Genomic DNA, 15,843 nt, shown 5'->3' on the forward strand with positions numbered 1-15,843 from the left:
ACGCCACCCGGTCACGGTTCCCTCGCTCAGCCCGGATGGCGCCGCGCCACCCGGCACGCCCTCGTGGGCGCCGCAGCGGCTCAGCCCGCCTTCACGGCCGCCGCCACCCCGGCCGCGATGCGGGCCACGTCGGCGTCGTCCGTGACGTACGGCGGCATCGTGTAGACCAGATCCCGGAACGGCCGCAGCCAGACCCCCTCGGCGACCGCGGCGGTGGTCGCCGCCGGCAGGTCGACCTCGTGGTCGAGCTGCACCACCCCGATGGCGCCCAGCACCCGCACGTCGGCGACCCCCGGCGCGCCGCGCAGCGGCTCCAGGCCGGCACGCAGACCCGCCTCGATCCTCGCCACCTCGGCAGCCCAGTCTCCGGCCCGCAGCAGGCCGATGGAGGCGTTCGCGACCGCGCAGGCGAGCGGGTTGCCCATGAACGTGGGCCCGTGGGCGAGCACGCCGTCGGCGGAGATGCCGCGCGCGATCTCCGGGGTGCAGAGCGCGGCCGCCAGGGTGAGGTACCCGCCGGTGAGGGCCTTGCCCACGCACATCACGTCGGGGGCCACCCCGGCGTGCTCGGCGGCGAACATGACGCCGGTACGGCCGAACCCGGTGGCGATCTCGTCGAAGACGAGCAGCACCCCGTGCGCGCGGGTCACCTCGCGCAGCACCCGCAGGTACTCCGGATGGTGGAACCGCATCCCGCCGGCCCCCTGCACCACGGGCTCCACGATCACGGCGGCCAGCTCGTGCGCGTGCCGCTCGACGGCCTCGGCGAGCGCGGCGGCGTACGCGGGGTCGGGCGGCGTGTCGAAGCCGCCCGGCGGGACCGGCGCGAAGACCTGCCGGGGCAGCACGTCGCCCCACAGGTGGTGCATGCCTCCCTCCGGGTCGCAGACGCTCATCGGGTGGAAGGTGTCGCCGTGGTAGCCGCCGCGCCAGGTGGCCAGCCGGCGGCGCTCCGGCCGGCCGGTGGCCCGCTGGTACTGCAGGCACATCTTGATCGCCACCTCGACGCTCACGGACCCGGAGTCGCACAGGAAGACGTGCTCCAGGCCGTCCGGGGTGAGCTCGACCAGCGTCCGCGCGAGCCGCACCGCCGGCTCGTGGGTGAGCCCGCCGAACATCACGTGGCTCATCCGGCCGAGCTGGTCGGTGACCGCGGCGTCGAGCACCGGGTGGCGGTAGCCGTGGATGGCCGCCCACCACGACGACATGCCGTCGACCAGGTCCCGGCCGTCGGCCAGGCGCAGCCGTACGCCCTGCGCGCTCTCCACGACGTACGGCGGGCTGGCCGGCGGCAGCGCCGCGTACGGGTGCCACACGTGCGCCCGGTCCACGTCGAGGATCTCCCCAGGTGTCACCTGACCTCCTAGCTCTAACCCCGCGCCCTTCCCCTCCCCGCGCCCTCGCGCCGCGCGCGCCCCTCTCCCCCGCGATCTTGCAGTTGTGGCCCCTGTTTCGTCCGGTATGCGCCGTAGGTCGGGGCCGAAAGTGCAAGATCGCGGGGCTCGGGTGGGGGCGCGGGGGCGTGGGGGCGGGTTTGGGGTTACGGGGATTGTGGGTTGGGGGTGGTTCGGGTGGTGGCGTGGGCGGCGGCGCGCACCAGCGCCGGGCCCCGGTAGATGAAGCCGGTGTAGAGCTGCACGAGGCTGGCGCCGGCGTCGGTCATCCGGGCCGCGTCGTCAGGGTCGACGATGCCGCCCACCCCGATGACCGGCAGCCGGCCACCGGTCTCCCGGTGCACGAACGAGACCACCTCGCGGGCCCGCGCCGCGAGGGGCCGGCCGGAGAGCCCGCCGGTCTCGGCGCCCCGCGCCCGGTCGGTCGGGGCCAGGCCGTCACGGGCGAGCGTGGTGTTCGTGGCGATCACCCCGGCCGCGCCCCGGGCCAGGCAGACCTCCAGCAGTTCGGCGATCGCCGGCTCGGTGAGGTCCGGTGCGATCTTGACGAGGATCGGCTTCTCCCCCACCAGCGCCGCCAGGAGCGCGTCCAGGTGCGACCGGTCCTGCAGGGACCGCAGGCCCGGGGTGTTCGGCGAGGACACGTTGACCGCGAAGTAGTCGCCGTGCCCGCGCAGCGCCCGGTAGGAGGCGAGGTAGTCGTCCACGGCGTCCTCCAGCGGGGTCACCTTGGACTTGCCGAGCGAGATGCCCAGCGGCACGCCGAGCGGCCGGGGCAGCGCCGCCAGCCGGGCGGCCAACGCCTCCGCGCCGGCGTTGTTGAAGCCCATCCGGTTCACGACGGCCTCGCTGTCGCGCAGGCGGAACAGCCGGGGCCGCGGGTTGCCGGGCTGTGCGTGGGCGGTCACCGTGCCCACCTCGACGAAGCCGAAGCCCAGCGCCGGCCACGCCGGCAGCGCCACGCCGTTCTTGTCCATCCCGGCCGCGAGGCCCACCGGGTTGGGGAACTCCACACCGAAGACGGTGCGCGGGGCGCGTACCGCGTAGCGGGCGCGCAGCGCCGCCAGCAGGGCCGGCGAGCGGGACACGGCGGCGAGCCGCCGCAGCGTCCACTCGTGCGCGGTCTCCGCGTCCCCGCCGCCGATCCGGAACAGGGCGGGCCGCAGAACCCGTTCGAACATCACCACACCCGGCCCCCGCCCCGGCCCCGGCCCCGGCCCCAGCCACCGCTCCCGCTCCCGCCCCGGTGATCATGAGGTTGGCGGGCGATCCGGAGATCGAACCCCCCGCCAACCTCATGATCGACGCGGTGAGGGTGATCGGCGCGGTGAGGGTGATCGGCGCGGTGAGGAGGGTGCGGGCGGCGGGCCGTCACTGGGCGGCCCGCAGCGCGGCGTGCAGCTCCTGCAGCGGGCGTACCCGCATGTCGCCCCGGATGCGCGCCTCGATGCCCATCACGGCCGCCGCCGCGCCCGGCACCGTGGTGATGCACGGGATGTCCGCGGTGACGGCGGCGCTGCGGATCTCGTACCCGTCGGAGCGGGCGCTCGCGCCGGAGCCCTGCGGGGTGTTGACGACCAGGGCCACGTCCCCGCCGAGGATCATCGAGACCGCGTCCTCGCCCTCGCCCGCCTCGTAGTGCTTGCGGATCTGGTCGCAGGCGATGCCGTGCCGGCGCAGCACCTCGGCGGTGCCGGCGGTCGCCACGATCTCGAAGCCCAGGTCCGCGAGGCGCTTGATCGGGAAGATCATGGCGCGCTTGTCCCGGTTGGCGACCGACACGAAGATCCGCCCCGAGGTCGGCAGCGAGCCGTACGCGGCCGACTGGGACTTCGCGAACGCGTGCCCGAAGTTCGTGTCGATGCCCATCACCTCGCCCGTCGACTTCATCTCCGGGCCGAGCAGCGAGTCGATCCCCTTGCCGGCCGGCGTGCGGAAGCGCTTGAAGGGCAGCACCGCCTCCTTCACGGCGATCGGCGCGTCCACCGGCATCGTGCCGCCGTCGCCGGTGGCCGGGAGCAGCCCCTCGGCGCGCAGCTCGGCGACGGTCGCGCCGAGCGCGATCCGGGCCGCCGCCTTGGCCAGCGGCACGGCGGTCGCCTTGGAGACGAACGGGACGGTCCGCGAGGCGCGCGGGTTCGCCTCCAGGACGTAGAGCACGTCGTCCTTGAGGGCGTACTGCACGTTGAGCAGCCCGCGTACGCCGATGCCGCGGGCGATCGCCTCGGTGTAGCGGCGGACCTGGGCCAGGTGCGGGCCGGCCAGGGTGATCGGCGGCAGGGCGCAGGACGAGTCGCCGGAGTGGATGCCGGCCTCCTCGATGTGCTCCATGACGCCGCCGAGGTAGACCTCGCCCTCGGCGTCGCAGAGCGCGTCCACGTCGATCTCGATGGCGTCGTCGAGGAAGCGGTCCACGAGCACCGGGTGGTTCGGCGAGATGTCGGTGGCCCGCCCGATGTAGTCGCGCAGCGTCGCGTCGTCGTAGACGATCTCCATGCCCCGCCCGCCGAGCACGTACGACGGGCGCACCAGCACCGGGTAGCCGATCTCGTCGGCGATCGCCTTCGCCTCCTCGTACGAGGTCGCCAGCCCGTACGCGGGTGCCCGCAGGCCGGCCCGGGCCAGCAGCGCGCCGAACGCGCCCCGCTCCTCGGCCAGGTTGATCGACTCCGGCGACGTGCCGACGATGGGCACCCCGGCGTCCTTGAGCCGCTGCGCGAGCCCCAACGGCGTCTGCCCGCCGAGCTGCACGATCACCCCGACGACTCCCGGCCCGCCGGCGGCCCGCCCGGAGGTGTCCTCGGCGTGCCAGACCTCCAGCACGTCCTCGAACGTGAGCGGCTCGAAGTAGAGCCGGTCGGCGGTGTCGTAGTCGGTGGAGACGGTCTCCGGGTTGCAGTTGACCATCACGGTCTCGTAGCCGCCGGCACCCGCGCCGCCGGCCGGCGCGGAGCGCAGCGCCTGCACGGCGTGCACGCACGAGTAGTCGAACTCGATGCCCTGCCCGATGCGGTTCGGCCCGGAGCCGAGGATGAGCACCTTGGGCCGGGCCGAGCCGACGACCTCGGTCTCCGAGTCGTACGACGAGTAGTGGTACGGCGTGCTCGCCTCGAACTCGGCGGCGCAGGTGTCCACCGTCTTGTAGACCGGCCGGATGCCGAGGCGGTGCCGCAGCGTCCGGACGCCGTCCTCGGCGGCCAGTTCGGGGCGCAGCGCGGCGAGCTGCCGGTCCGACAGCCCGGCCCGCTTCGCGCGGCGCAGCAGGTCGCCGTCGAGCACCGGCGCCGCCACGATCTCCTCGCGCAGCTCGACGAGGCTCGCGATCTGGTCGAGGAACCACGGGTCGATGCCACCGGAGGCGGCGGCCACCTCGGCGATCGAGGCGCCCAGCCGCAGCGCCCGCTCCACGGTGTAGAGCCGCCCGTCGTGCGGCGTCCGCAGCGCGGCGAGGGTGTTCTCCTTCGTGGCGCCGTCCGGGTCCGGCCGGGTCCAGAAGCCCGCGGCACTCGTCTCCATCGAGCGCATCGCCTTGTTCAGCGCCTCGGTGAAGTTGCGCCCGAGGCTCATCGCCTCACCCACCGACTTCATGGTGGTGGTCAGCTCCGCGTCCGCGCCGGGGAACTTCTCGAACGCGAACCGGGGGATCTTGACGACCACGTAGTCCAGCGTCGGCTCGAACGCCGCCGGGGTCTTCAGCGTGATGTCGTTGGGGATCTCGTCGAGGGTGTAGCCGATGGCCAGCTTCGCGGCGATCTTCGCGATGGGGAAGCCGGTGGCCTTCGAGGCGAGCGCCGAGGAGCGGGACACCCGCGGGTTCATCTCGATGACCACGATGCGGCCGTCGGCCGGGTTCACGGCGAACTGGATGTTGCAGCCGCCGGTGTCCACGCCGACCTCGCGCAGCACCGCGATGCCCAGGTCGCGCAGGCGCTGGTACTCGCGGTCGGTGAGGGTCATGGCGGGCGCCACGGTGACGCTGTCGCCGGTGTGCACGCCCATCGGGTCGAGGTTCTCGATGGAGCACACCACCACCACGTTGTCGTGGCGGTCGCGCATCAGCTCGAGCTCGTACTCCTTCCAGCCGAGCACGCTCTCCTCGATGAGCACCTCGTGCACCGGGCTCGCGGCCAGGCCGTCGCCGGCGATGCGCTCCAGGTCCTCCGCGGTGTGCGCCATGCCGGAACCGAGGCCGCCCATCGTGAACGACGGCCGGATCACCACCGGCAGGCCCAGCTCCGCGACGGTCTCCCGGACCTCGTCCATCGAGTGGCAGACCCGCGAGCGGGGCACCAGCGACGACGGGTCCTCGACGCCGATGCGGGCGCCGGCCTTGGCCACGATGTCCTTGAACAGCTGCCGGTCCTCGCCGCGCCGGATCGCGTCGATGTTCGCGCCGATCAGCTCGACGCCGTACTTCTCCAGCACACCCGACTCGTGCAGCGCCACCGCCGTGTTCAGCGCGGTCTGCCCGCCGAGGGTGGGCAGCACCGCGTCCGGGCGTTCCTTGGCGATGACCAGCTCGACGAACTCCGGGGTGATCGGCTCGACGTACGTGGCGTCGGCGAACTCCGGGTCGGTCATGATGGTCGCCGGGTTCGAGTTGACCAGGCTGACCCGGATCCCCTCGCTGCGCAGCACCCGGCACGCCTGCGTGCCGGAGTAGTCGAACTCGCAGGCCTGCCCGATCACGATCGGCCCGGAGCCGATGACCAGGATGTGCTTCAGGTCGCTCCGCTTGGGCATTACTTTCCGCCTTCGATCAGCTCGGCGAAGCGGTCGAAGAGGTAGTCCGCGTCGTGCGGGCCGGCCGCCGCCTCCGGGTGGTACTGGACGGTGAACGCGGGCACGTCCTTCGCCCGCAGCCCCTCGACCACGTTGTCGTTGAGGCACACATGGCTGACCTGGACGCCGCCGAACTCGGTGTCGATCACCTGGTCCGGGACGACGGCCCCGACCCCGGCGCCCGGCACCTGCACCGCGAAGCCGTGGTTGTGGCTGGTGACCTCGACCTTGCCGGTGGCCCGGTCGAGCACCGGCTGGTTGATGCCGCGGTGGCCGTAGCCGAGCTTGTACGTCCCGAAGCCGAGCGCGCGCCCGAGGATCTGGCTGCCGAAGCAGATGCCGAACAGCGGGATCCGCCGGCCCAGCACCTCCCGGGCCAGCGCCACCGGCCCGTCGGCGGTCGCCGGGTCGCCCGGACCGGGCGAGAAGAACACGGCGTCCGCGCCGGTGGCGAGCACGTCCTCGATGGTGGACGAGGCGGGCAGCACGTGCGTGGTGACCCCGCGGACGGCCAGCCGTCGCGGCACGTTGCGCTTGATCCCGAGGTCCAGCGCGGCGACCGTGAACCGGTGCTCGCCCTGGGCCGGCACCACGTACGGCTCGGCGGTGGTCACCTCCGCCGAGAGGTCGGCGCCCACCATCTCCGGAGCCTGCCGGACGCGGGCCAGCAGCGCCCGCGGGTCGTCCTCGACGCTGGAGATGCCGACCCGCATCGCGCCGCGCTCCCGCAGGTGCCGCGTGAGCGCCCGGGTGTCCACGCCGCTGATGCCGACCACGCCCTCGGCGGCGAGCCGGTCCTCCAGCCCGCCCGTGGCGCGCCAGTTGGAGCCGATCCGGGCCGGGTCGCGCACCACGTAGCCGGCGACCCAGATCCGCGACGACTCGTCGTCCTCACCGTTCACGCCGGTGTTGCCGATGTGCGGGGCGGTCTGCACGACCACCTGCCGGTGGTACGAGGGGTCGGTGAGGGTCTCCTGGTAGCCGGTCATGCCGGTGGTGAAGACGGCCTCGCCGAAGGTCTCCCCCACGCTGCCGTACGCCTCACCGTGGAACGTCCGTCCGTCCTCGAGGACGAGGATGGCGCTTCTGCGCTTCATGCTGCACTTCCTTCGACGAACCGGGGGCTCCGCTCCGCTGCGCTCCTCGCCCGGTTCAGGTCCCTACCTTCGATCCGGACCGCGGGGCTCCGCTCCGCTGCGCTCCTCGCTCGGATCACTTGACTGCCTTTCCGTCGAGAACCGTCGCCTCGCCGCGCAGGAAGGTCGCCACGACGCGACCCGGCAGCGTCATCCCGGCGTACGGGGTGTTGCGGCTGAGGCTGGCCAGCTCCCCGGGCTCGACGACGCGGCGCGCCGCCGGGTCGACCAGGGTGAGGTTGGCCGGCGCGCCGGGCGCCGGGTCGACACCGTGCGACTCCAGGCCGGCGATCCGGGCCGGGGTGCGCGACATCCGCTCGGCGATGAGGTCCCAGCGCGGGCCGAGCACCTCCAGCGCGATCGACAGCGCCGTCTCCAGCCCCAGCATGCCGGGCCGGGCGTACGCCCACTCGCACTCCTTGTCCTCCACGGCGTGCGGCGCGTGGTCGGTGGCGATCACGTCGATCACCCCGTCGGCCAGCGCGGCCCGCAGCGCGGCGACGTCGCCGTCGGTGCGCAGCGGGGGGTTGACCTTGTAGACCGGGTCGTACGTCTCGGCCCGGACGTCGGTGAGCAGCAGGTGGTGGGGCGTCACCTCGGCGGTGACCCGCACGCCGCGGGCCTTGGCGTGGCGCAGCACCTCGACGCTGCCCGCCGTGGAGACGTGGCACACGTGCAGCCGGCTGCCCACGTGCTCGGCGAGGAGCACGTCGCGGGCGATGATCGCCTCCTCGGCCACCGCCGGCCAGCCGGTCAGCCCGAGCCGGGTGGAGACCTCCCCCTCGTGCATCTGCGCGCCCTCGGTGAGGCGGGGCTCCTCCGCGTGCTGGGCGATGATCCCGTCGAACGCCTTCACGTACTCCAGCGCCCGGCGCATGAGCCGCGGATCGGCCACGCAGTGCCCGTCGTCGGAGAAGATCCGCACCCGGGCCGCCGAGTCGGCCATCGCGCCGAGTTCGGCGAGCCGTTCGCCGGCGAGGCCGACGGTCACCGCCCCCACCGGCTGCACGTCGACCAGGCCGGCCTCCCGGCCGAGCCGCCACACCTGCTCGACCACGCCCGCGGTATCGGCCACCGGCGAGGTGTTCGCCATGGCGCACACGGCCGTGTACCCGCCGAGCGCCGCCGCCCGGGAACCGGACTCGACCGTCTCGGCGTCCTCCCGGCCCGGTTCGCGCAGGTGCGTGTGCAGGTCGACCAGGCCGGGCAGGGCGACCAGCCCGTCGGCGTCGACCACGGTGGCTCCGGCGGCGCTGAGGCCGGAGCCGGCCTCGGCGACCACGCCGTCGCGGATCAGCAGGTCGGTCGGGGCGGCCCCGAGCGGGCTGACCCCCTTGATCAGGTACGCGCTCACGCCGCCACCTCGCTCCGCTCGGCGCCGGCCTGAGGCACGCCCGCACTCTGTCGATGATTCACTCGCTGACGCTCGCTCACGCCGCCACCTCGCTCCGCTCGGCGCCGGCCTGAAGCACCGTCGCACTGTGCCGATGATTCACTCGCTGACGCTCGCTCACGCCGCCACCTCGCTCCGCTCGGCGCCGGCCTGAGGCACCGTCGCACTGTGCCGATGATTCGCTCGCTGACGCTCGCTCATGCGTTGTTCCCCCCGAGCAGCAGGTAGAGGACGGCCATCCGGACGGAGACGCCGTTGGCGACCTGTTCGACGATGGTGGAGCGGGGTGAGTCGGCGACCTCGGGCGTGATCTCCATGCCCCGGTTCATGGGGCCGGGGTGCATGACGATCGCGTGCTCGGGCAGCCGCCGCATCCGGGGCCCGTCGAGCCCGTAGCGCCGGGCGTATTCGCGGGCGGAGGGGAAGTAGGAGTCGGTCATGCGCTCCCGCTGGACCCGCAGCATCATCACCACGTCCGAGGTCGGCAGCACCGCGTCGAGGTCGTAGCAGACGGTGGTGTCCGGCGCGAGCGCCGCCGCGATGTCGACCGGGATCAGCGTGGGCGGCCCGACCAGGGTCACCTTGGCGCCGAGGGTGGAGAGCAGCAGCACGTTCGAGCGGGCCACGCGGCTGTGCAGCACGTCGCCGACGACCGCGACGGACAGGCCGGCGAGCCGCCCCAGCCGGGAGCGCATGGTGTACGCGTCGAGTAGTGCCTGGGTGGGGTGCTCGTGCGTGCCGTCGCCCGCGTTGACCACCGACCCGTCGACCCACTCGGCGAGCCGGTGCGCGGCGCCGGAGGCCGGGTGGCGCACGACCACCGCGTCGGCGCCCATCGCCTGGAGGGTCAGGGCCGTGTCCTTCAGGCTCTCGCCCTTGGCGACGCTGGAACCCTTCGCCGAGAAGTTGATCACGTCGGCGCTGAGCCGCTTCGCGGCGGCCTCGAACGAGATCCGGGTGCGGGTGGAGTCCTCGTAGAAGAGGTTGACCACGGTGCGCCCGCGCAGCGCGGGCAGCTTCTTGACCTCGCGCCCGGCGACGGTGGCCATCTCGGCGGCCGTGTCGAGGATCCGGGTGGCGGTGGCGGCGTCGAGGTCGGCGCCGGAGAGCAGGTGCCGGATCATGCGGTGACCCCTCCGTAGAGCTTCACGCCGTCCGCGCCGTCGGTCTCGGCGAGCGTCACCTTCACGCTCTCGCTCAACGACGTCGGGATGTTCTTGCCGACGTAGTCGGCCCGGATGGGCAGCTCGCGGTGGCCCCGGTCGACCAGGACGGCCAACTGCACCGAGGCGGGGCGGCCCACGTCGTTCAGCGCGTCGAGGGCGGCCCGGACGGTCCGGCCGGAGAAGAGCACGTCGTCGACGAGGATGACCCGTTTGCCGTCGATGCCCCCGGTCGGCACCTGGGTGGGACCGATCGCCCGGGTCGCGTGCCGGCGCAGGTCGTCGCGGTAGAGCGTGATGTCGAGCACGCCGACCGGGATGTCGACGTCCTCGAAGGTGCTGATCCGGGCGGCGAGGCGCCGGGCCAGCGGCGCGCCCCGGGTGGGGATGCCGAGCAGGACGGTGTCGGCGGCGCCCTGGGTCTTTTCGAGGATCTGGTGTGCGATGCGGTCGATGACGCGCTGCACGTCGGCGCTGGCGAGGATCACCTTCACCGAGGGTTGTCGCGCGGTCGGCGACTGGGCAGCCGGTGGGCAGGCCACGGCGGACCTCCTTCCCCGCCTCACGGGACGGGTCGTTAAAGGACGTCGGACGCCTCCGGCGCGGCCGCGGACGGCCGGCGCGCAGGCTTCACGCCACGTTACCAGTGGTCACCGGGTTGACCGCGGCCGGCCACTGACCACCGGATCAGCGCGGCGAAATGGGGATAACTCCCCCCGTGCTCCCCAACGGTAAGGTCACGACCACTTGACCCGGTGTCGCAATCCCCGTACCGTCACGCTCCGTAGCGAATCGCTGGGAGAACCCCCGCAGCACTGGGAGTGTCCGAATGCCCTCTGAATACGCCAAGTCCCTGGGCGCCCGCCTGCGCTCGATCCGCCAGCAGCAGGGGCTGTCCCTGCAGGGGGTGGAGGAGAAGTCGAACGGGCGGTGGAAGGCCGTGGTGGTCGGCTCGTACGAGCGCGGCGACCGCGCCGTCACGGTGTCCCGCCTGGCCGAACTGGCCGACTTCTACCGCGTTCCCGTCTCGGAGCTGCTGCCCGACGGCAGTGGGGTGCGTCACGAGCCCACCAGCAAGATCGTCCTGGACCTGGAGCGGCTCTACGACGAGGCCTCCGAGGACCTGGCCTACGTCGCCCGGTACGCCCGCGCCATCCAGCAGCAGCGGGGCGACTACAACGGCCGGGTGCTGTCGATCCGCGCCGACGACCTGCGCGCCCTCGCGATCGTGTACGACGCCTCGCCGTCGGGTCTGATCGAGCGGCTCACCGAGCACGGCGTGCTCGTCGCCGACCCGCGGGCGTTCTTCGCCTCCTGAGGCCGAGTAGCCCGAGGAACCCGACCGAAGGGCCCGTGCCGTATGGCACGGGCCCTTCGTCGTAGACACCACCCGTCGCCAGCCCGCCCGGACCGCACCGTCGGCGCGCCCGGATCGCGCCAACAACACGGATGTGGTGGCCTCCCGGCACCCGGGAGGCCACCACATCATGGATCGAGTGTGATCTTCCGCGCCCGGCACGGCGCGGCGCGGGAACCCGTCAGCGGGTGGCGTACTCGGCGATCCGACCCAGCACCCCGTTGAGGAAGCGCGGCGAGTCGTCGGTCGACATCTGCCGGGCCAGCTCCACGGCCTCGCTGATCGCCACGGCGTCGTCGATCTCGTCGACGTAGAGCAACTCGTAGACGGCGATCCGGGCGAGGTTGCGGTCGACCGTGGGCATCCGGTCGAGCGTCCAGCCCTCGGCGTAGCTGGCGATCAGCTCGTCGATCCGGTCGAGGTGCGCGGCCACCCCCTCGACCAGCCCCACCGCGTAGCCCAGGTGCTCCGGGTGGGGCCGCTCGATCCGCTCCAGGTAGCCGGCCAGCACCTCGACGGGCGGACGGTCACGCAGGTCGGCCTCGAACAGCACGTCGAGCGCCCGCTTGCGCGCCTTGCGGCGCGCCGGCATCTGCTGCTTGGGACCCTCGGCCATCAGGCGCGGCCGAGGTAACGGCCGTCCCGGGTGTCGACCTTGATCTTCTCGCCGGTGGTGATGAACAGCGGCACCTGGACCGTCGCCCCGGTCTCGACGGTGGCCGGCTTGTTGCCGCCGGTGGAGCGGTCGCCCTGCAGGCCGGGCTCGGTGTACGTGACCTCGAGCACCACGCTGGTCGGCAGCTCGACGTAGAGCGGCACGCTCTCGTGCGTGGCGACGATCACCTCGGCCTCGGGAAGCAGGTAGTTGGCCGCCTCGCCGACCGTGCCGCCGGGGACGGTGATCTGGTCGTACGTCTCCAGGTCCATGAAGACGTAGTCCTCGCCGTCGGCGTAGAGGTACTGCATCGTGCGCTTGTCGACGGTCGCGGTGTCGACCTTGGTGCCCGCGTTGAAGGTCTTGTCGACCACCTTGCCGGAGAGCACGTTCTTCAGCGTGGTACGCACGAACGCACCACCCTTGCCGGGCTTGACGTGCTGGAACTCGACGACGGACCAGAGCTCCCCGTCGAGGTTGAGTACCAGGCCGTTCTTCAGGTCGTTGGTGGTGGCCATTTCCTGCCTTGATCATGAATTGGCGGACAGACCTGGAAAGTCTACAAGCTGCGCCCTCCCCCGCCGTGCGCCGACCGCCACCGCCCACCGCCGCGACCGCCACTCGCCCATCGCCGTCCCGCGTCGCCGGCCGGGGCCCAGCCCGTCGGCCCGTACGCGCCGACCGCGCTCAGCCGGCGCGCGCGGCGAGGTGGTGCAGCGCGAGGCGGTAGCCGTCGACGCCGAGCCCGGCGATCACCCCGGTCGCCACCGCCGAGACCACCGAGTGGTGCCGGAACTCCTCCCGGGCGTGGATGTTGGAGATGTGCACCTCGACCAGCGGGCCGCGCAGCATCGCGCAGGCGTCCCGCACCGCGTACGAGTAGTGCGACCAGGCGGCCGGGTTGAGCACGACGGCGGCACCCTCGTCGGCGGCGGCGTGCAGCCAGCCCAGCAGCTCGTGCTCGGCGTCGGTCTGCCGCACGGTGACGTCGAGCCCCAGCTCCCGCCCGGTCGACTCGCAGAGCGCCACCAGGTCCGCGTAGGTGGTCGCGCCGTACACGTCCGGTTCGCGGGTGCCCAGCCGGCCCAGGTTCGGCCCGTTCAGCACGTACACCTTCACGCCTGCGCCACCTCCCGGTAGGCCGCGTGCAGCAGCTCCTCGTCGGGGCCCTCCAGGATCGCGGGGCGGGCCAACCCGTCGAGCACCACGAACCGCAGCCGGCTGCCCCGGGCCTTCTTGTCGACCCGCATGGCGTCGAGCAGCCGCGGCCACGCGTCGGCGCGGTAGCCGGTGGGCAGCCCGAGCGCCGCGAGCACGCTGCGGTGCCGGCGGGCCGTCGGCTTGTCCAGCCGGCCGGCGAGTCGCCCCAGCGTGCCGGCGAACACCAGGCCGACCGCCACGGCGTGCCCGTGCCGCCAGCGGTACTCCTCCACCCTCTCGATGGCGTGCGCGAGCGTGTGCCCGTAGTTGAGGACCTCGCGCACCCCGGACTCGCGCAGGTCGCCGGAGACCACGTCGGCCTTCACCCGGATCGCCCGTTCGATCAGCTCGCGCGCCACGGGCCCGGTCGGGTCGGTGGCCGCCACCGGGTCCGCCTCGACGAGGTCGAGGATCGCCGGGTCGGCGATGAAGCCGCACTTGACGACCTCGGCCATCCCGGCGGCCAGCTCGGCCGCCGGCAGGCTGTCGAGCGTGGCGAGGTCGGCGAGCACCCCCACGGGCGGGTGGAAGGCACCCACGAGGTTCTTGCCGGCGGCGGTGTTGATGCCGGTCTTGCCGCCCACCGCGGCGTCGACCATGCCGAGCAGCGAGGTGGCCACCGGCACCCAGCGCACCCCGCGCAGCCAGCACGCGGCCACGAACCCGGCCAGGTCGGTGACCGCGCCGCCGCCCACGCCGACCACCGCGTCGGAGCGGGTGAAACCCGCCGCGCCGAGGCGGTCCCAGCAGGCGGCCGCCACGTCGATCTGCTTGCCCGCCTCCGCGTCCGGCACCTCCACCGGCAGCGGGGTCATTCCCGCGGCCCGCAGCCGTTCGCCGAGCGCGTCCGCCAGCTCCTTCAGCGGCGGGGCGTGCAGCAGCGCCACCCGGGTGGCGCCGGGCAGCAGGCCGGGCAGCGTGTCGAGCAGGTCGCGTCCCACCAGCACGTCGTACGGCCGCTCGCCGCCGACCGGGATCCGGGTCACCTCGTCCATCGCCGGCAGCCTAGTCCAGCGGGGCCGGTGCGGGCGGCGTCGTCCACCTGGTGGGTACCGGCGGTCAGCCCTTCAGCAGGGCGGCGATCTCGGCGGCGATCTCCTCCGGCGTGCGCCCGTCGGTCGCCACGGTCGCGGTGGCCACCTCCGCGTAGAGGGGCCGGCGCTGGTCCATGAGCTGCTTGAGCGTGGCCCGCGGATTGATCGCCAGCAGCGGCCGGCCCGCTCCCAGGCCGACCCGCTTCACCGCGTCCGACAGCTCGACGGACAGGTGCACCACGGTGTGCCCGACCAGGGCCGCGCGGGTCTCCTCGGCGAGCACGGCGCCGCCGCCGAGGGCGAGCACCCCCGGGCAGCCGGCGAGCGCGGCGGCCACGGCGGCCCGTTCGAGCGTACGGAAGTGCGCCTCGCCCTCGTCGATGAAGATCTCCGGGATCGGCTTGCCGGCCATCTGCTCGATGTCGGCGTCCGTGTCCCGGAACTCCACGCCGAGCGCCTCGGCGAGCGCCCGGCCGACCGTCGTCTTGCCCGAGCCGGGGGCTCCGACCAGCACGCACACCGGCCTGCTGCGGTCCGGGGCGCTCACCGGATCACCAGCGCGTCCAGGTAGCCGGCGAGGTTGCGGCGGATCTCGGCGACGGAGTCGCCGCCGAACTTCTCCATGGTCGCCTCCGCCAGCACGAGGGCGACCATCGCCTCGGCCACCACGGCGGCGGCGGGGACCGCGCAGACGTCCGAGCGCTGGTTGATGGCGGTGGCCGGCTCGCCGGTGGTGACGTCGACGGTGGCCAGGGCGCGGTTCAGCGACGAGATCGGTTTCATGGCGGCCCGCACCCGCAGCGGCTCGCCCGTGGTGATGCCGCCCTCCAGCCCGCCGGCCCGGTCGGTGACCCGCCGGACGCCGGTGGCCGAGGGGATGATCTCGTCGTGCGCCGCGGAGCCCCGCGAGCGGGCCTGCTGCCAGCCGTCGCCGATCTCGACGCCCTTGATGGCCTGGATGGACATGAGCGCGGCGGCCAGCCGGGCGTCGAGCTTGCGGTCCCACTGCACGTGGCTGCCCAGGCCCGGCGGCACCCCGTACGCCAGCACCTCGACCACTCCCCCGAGGGTGTCGGCGGCCTTCTTCGCCGCGTCGACCTCGGCGACCATCCGCGCGCTGGCCTCCGGGTCGAGGCACCGCAGCGGGTCGGCGTCGATCCGCGCGGCGTCCTCCGGGCGGGGCCGCAGCCCCGGCTTGGCCGCGACGGATCCCAGCTCCACCACGTGCGAGACGATCTCGACGCCGAGGGTCTGCCGCACGAGCGCCTTGGCCACCGTGCCGACGGCGACGCGGGCGGCGGTCTCCCGGGCGCTGGCGCGCTCCAGGATCGGCCGGGCGTCGGTGTGGCCGTACTTCTGCATGCCGGCGAGGTCGGCGTGGCCGGGCCGGGGACGGGTCAGCGGCGCGTTGCGGGCCTGCCCGGCCAGCTCCGCCGGGTCGACCGGGTCGGCGGCCATCACGGTGCGCCACTTGGGCCACTCGGAGTTGCCCACCCGGATGGCGACAGGACTGCCGATGGTGACCCCGTGCCGCAGGCCGCCGATGATCTCGATCTCGTCCTGCTCGAACGACATCCGCGCGCCACGGCCGTAGCCCAGCCGGCGGCGGGCCAGCTCGGCGGAGATGTCGCCGGTGGTCACCTCGACTCCGGCGGGAACCCCCTCGAGCATCGCGACGAGGGCGGGTCCGTGCGATTCCCCTGCGGTCAACCAGCGCAACACAGCGGCA

At 73.5% G+C, this 15,843-nt stretch carries 14 protein-coding genes; 1 reads left to right on the forward strand and 13 read right to left on the reverse strand.

The window, feature by feature from the left end; all coding sequences use genetic code 11:
* Positions 1-80 precede the first annotated feature (80 nt).
* The 7 genes from OG994_RS13390 to pyrR form a co-directional block, all read right to left on the reverse strand.
* On the reverse strand, positions 81-1,355 hold the full coding sequence (locus OG994_RS13390) for an adenosylmethionine--8-amino-7-oxononanoate transaminase (RefSeq protein WP_120331258.1): 1,275 nt from the start codon (positions 1,353-1,355) through the stop codon (positions 81-83).
* Between the two features lie 185 nt (positions 1,356-1,540).
* Positions 1,541-2,578, reverse strand: coding sequence for a quinone-dependent dihydroorotate dehydrogenase (locus OG994_RS13395; RefSeq protein WP_120331273.1), 1,038 nt, complete (start codon positions 2,576-2,578; stop codon positions 1,541-1,543).
* Positions 2,579-2,765: 187 nt separating this feature from the next.
* Complete coding sequence (gene carB / locus OG994_RS13400) at positions 2,766-6,137, reverse strand: carbamoyl-phosphate synthase large subunit (protein WP_120331259.1); 3,372 nt, start codon at positions 6,135-6,137, stop codon at positions 2,766-2,768.
* Positions 6,137-7,273: a glutamine-hydrolyzing carbamoyl-phosphate synthase small subunit gene (gene carA / locus OG994_RS13405; protein ID WP_120331260.1), complete on the reverse strand. Its 1,137-nt coding sequence runs from the start codon at positions 7,271-7,273 to the stop codon at positions 6,137-6,139. Before carA ends, carB begins: the two co-directional genes overlap by 1 nt.
* 115 nt (positions 7,274-7,388) lie before the next feature.
* Complete coding sequence (locus OG994_RS13410) at positions 7,389-8,666, reverse strand: dihydroorotase (protein WP_328853447.1); 1,278 nt, start codon at positions 8,664-8,666, stop codon at positions 7,389-7,391.
* A 236-nt stretch (positions 8,667-8,902) separates the two neighbouring features.
* Positions 8,903-9,829: an aspartate carbamoyltransferase catalytic subunit gene (locus OG994_RS13415; protein WP_120331262.1), complete on the reverse strand. Its 927-nt coding sequence runs from the start codon at positions 9,827-9,829 to the stop codon at positions 8,903-8,905.
* Positions 9,826-10,410 (reverse strand): bifunctional pyr operon transcriptional regulator/uracil phosphoribosyltransferase PyrR, encoded by a 585-nt coding sequence (gene pyrR, locus OG994_RS13420; protein ID WP_328853448.1) that lies wholly within the window; start codon positions 10,408-10,410, stop codon positions 9,826-9,828. Before pyrR ends, OG994_RS13415 begins: the two co-directional genes overlap by 4 nt.
* A 287-nt stretch (positions 10,411-10,697) precedes the next feature.
* On the opposite strand from pyrR, the gene bldD reads away from it, so the two are divergent.
* Positions 10,698-11,186, forward strand: coding sequence for a transcriptional regulator BldD (gene bldD, locus OG994_RS13425; protein ID WP_013285505.1), 489 nt, complete (start codon positions 10,698-10,700; stop codon positions 11,184-11,186).
* Positions 11,187-11,406: 220 nt separating this feature from the next.
* On the opposite strand, the gene nusB is transcribed toward bldD, so the two are convergent.
* From nusB to aroC, 6 genes are all read right to left on the reverse strand, one after another.
* Complete coding sequence (nusB, locus tag OG994_RS13430) at positions 11,407-11,817, reverse strand: transcription antitermination factor NusB (protein WP_192902146.1); 411 nt, start codon at positions 11,815-11,817, stop codon at positions 11,407-11,409.
* A 23-nt stretch (positions 11,818-11,840) separates the two neighbouring features.
* A complete protein-coding gene (gene efp, locus OG994_RS13435; protein ID WP_120328665.1) occupies positions 11,841-12,398 on the reverse strand; it encodes an elongation factor P in 558 nt (185 codons plus the stop codon).
* 169 nt (positions 12,399-12,567) lie between these two features.
* The gene (gene aroQ / locus OG994_RS13440; RefSeq protein ID WP_120328666.1) at positions 12,568-12,999 is read right to left on the reverse strand and encodes a type II 3-dehydroquinate dehydratase; all 432 of its coding nucleotides are present in this window, start codon (positions 12,997-12,999) and stop codon (positions 12,568-12,570) included.
* Positions 12,996-14,075, reverse strand: a complete 1,080-nt coding sequence (aroB, locus tag OG994_RS13445; RefSeq protein WP_328853449.1) for a 3-dehydroquinate synthase — start codon at positions 14,073-14,075, stop codon at positions 12,996-12,998. Before aroB ends, aroQ begins: the two co-directional genes overlap by 4 nt.
* Before the next feature lie 64 nt (positions 14,076-14,139).
* Positions 14,140-14,661: a shikimate kinase gene (locus OG994_RS13450; RefSeq protein ID WP_120328668.1), complete on the reverse strand. Its 522-nt coding sequence runs from the start codon at positions 14,659-14,661 to the stop codon at positions 14,140-14,142.
* The gene (gene aroC / locus OG994_RS13455; protein WP_120328669.1) at positions 14,658-15,836 is read right to left on the reverse strand and encodes a chorismate synthase; all 1,179 of its coding nucleotides are present in this window, start codon (positions 15,834-15,836) and stop codon (positions 14,658-14,660) included. Before aroC ends, OG994_RS13450 begins: the two co-directional genes overlap by 4 nt.
* Between the last annotated feature and the right edge of the window lie 7 nt (positions 15,837-15,843).

Source organism: Micromonospora globbae (assembly GCF_036184225.1).
GTDB lineage: Bacteria > Actinomycetota > Actinomycetes > Mycobacteriales > Micromonosporaceae > Micromonospora > Micromonospora globbae.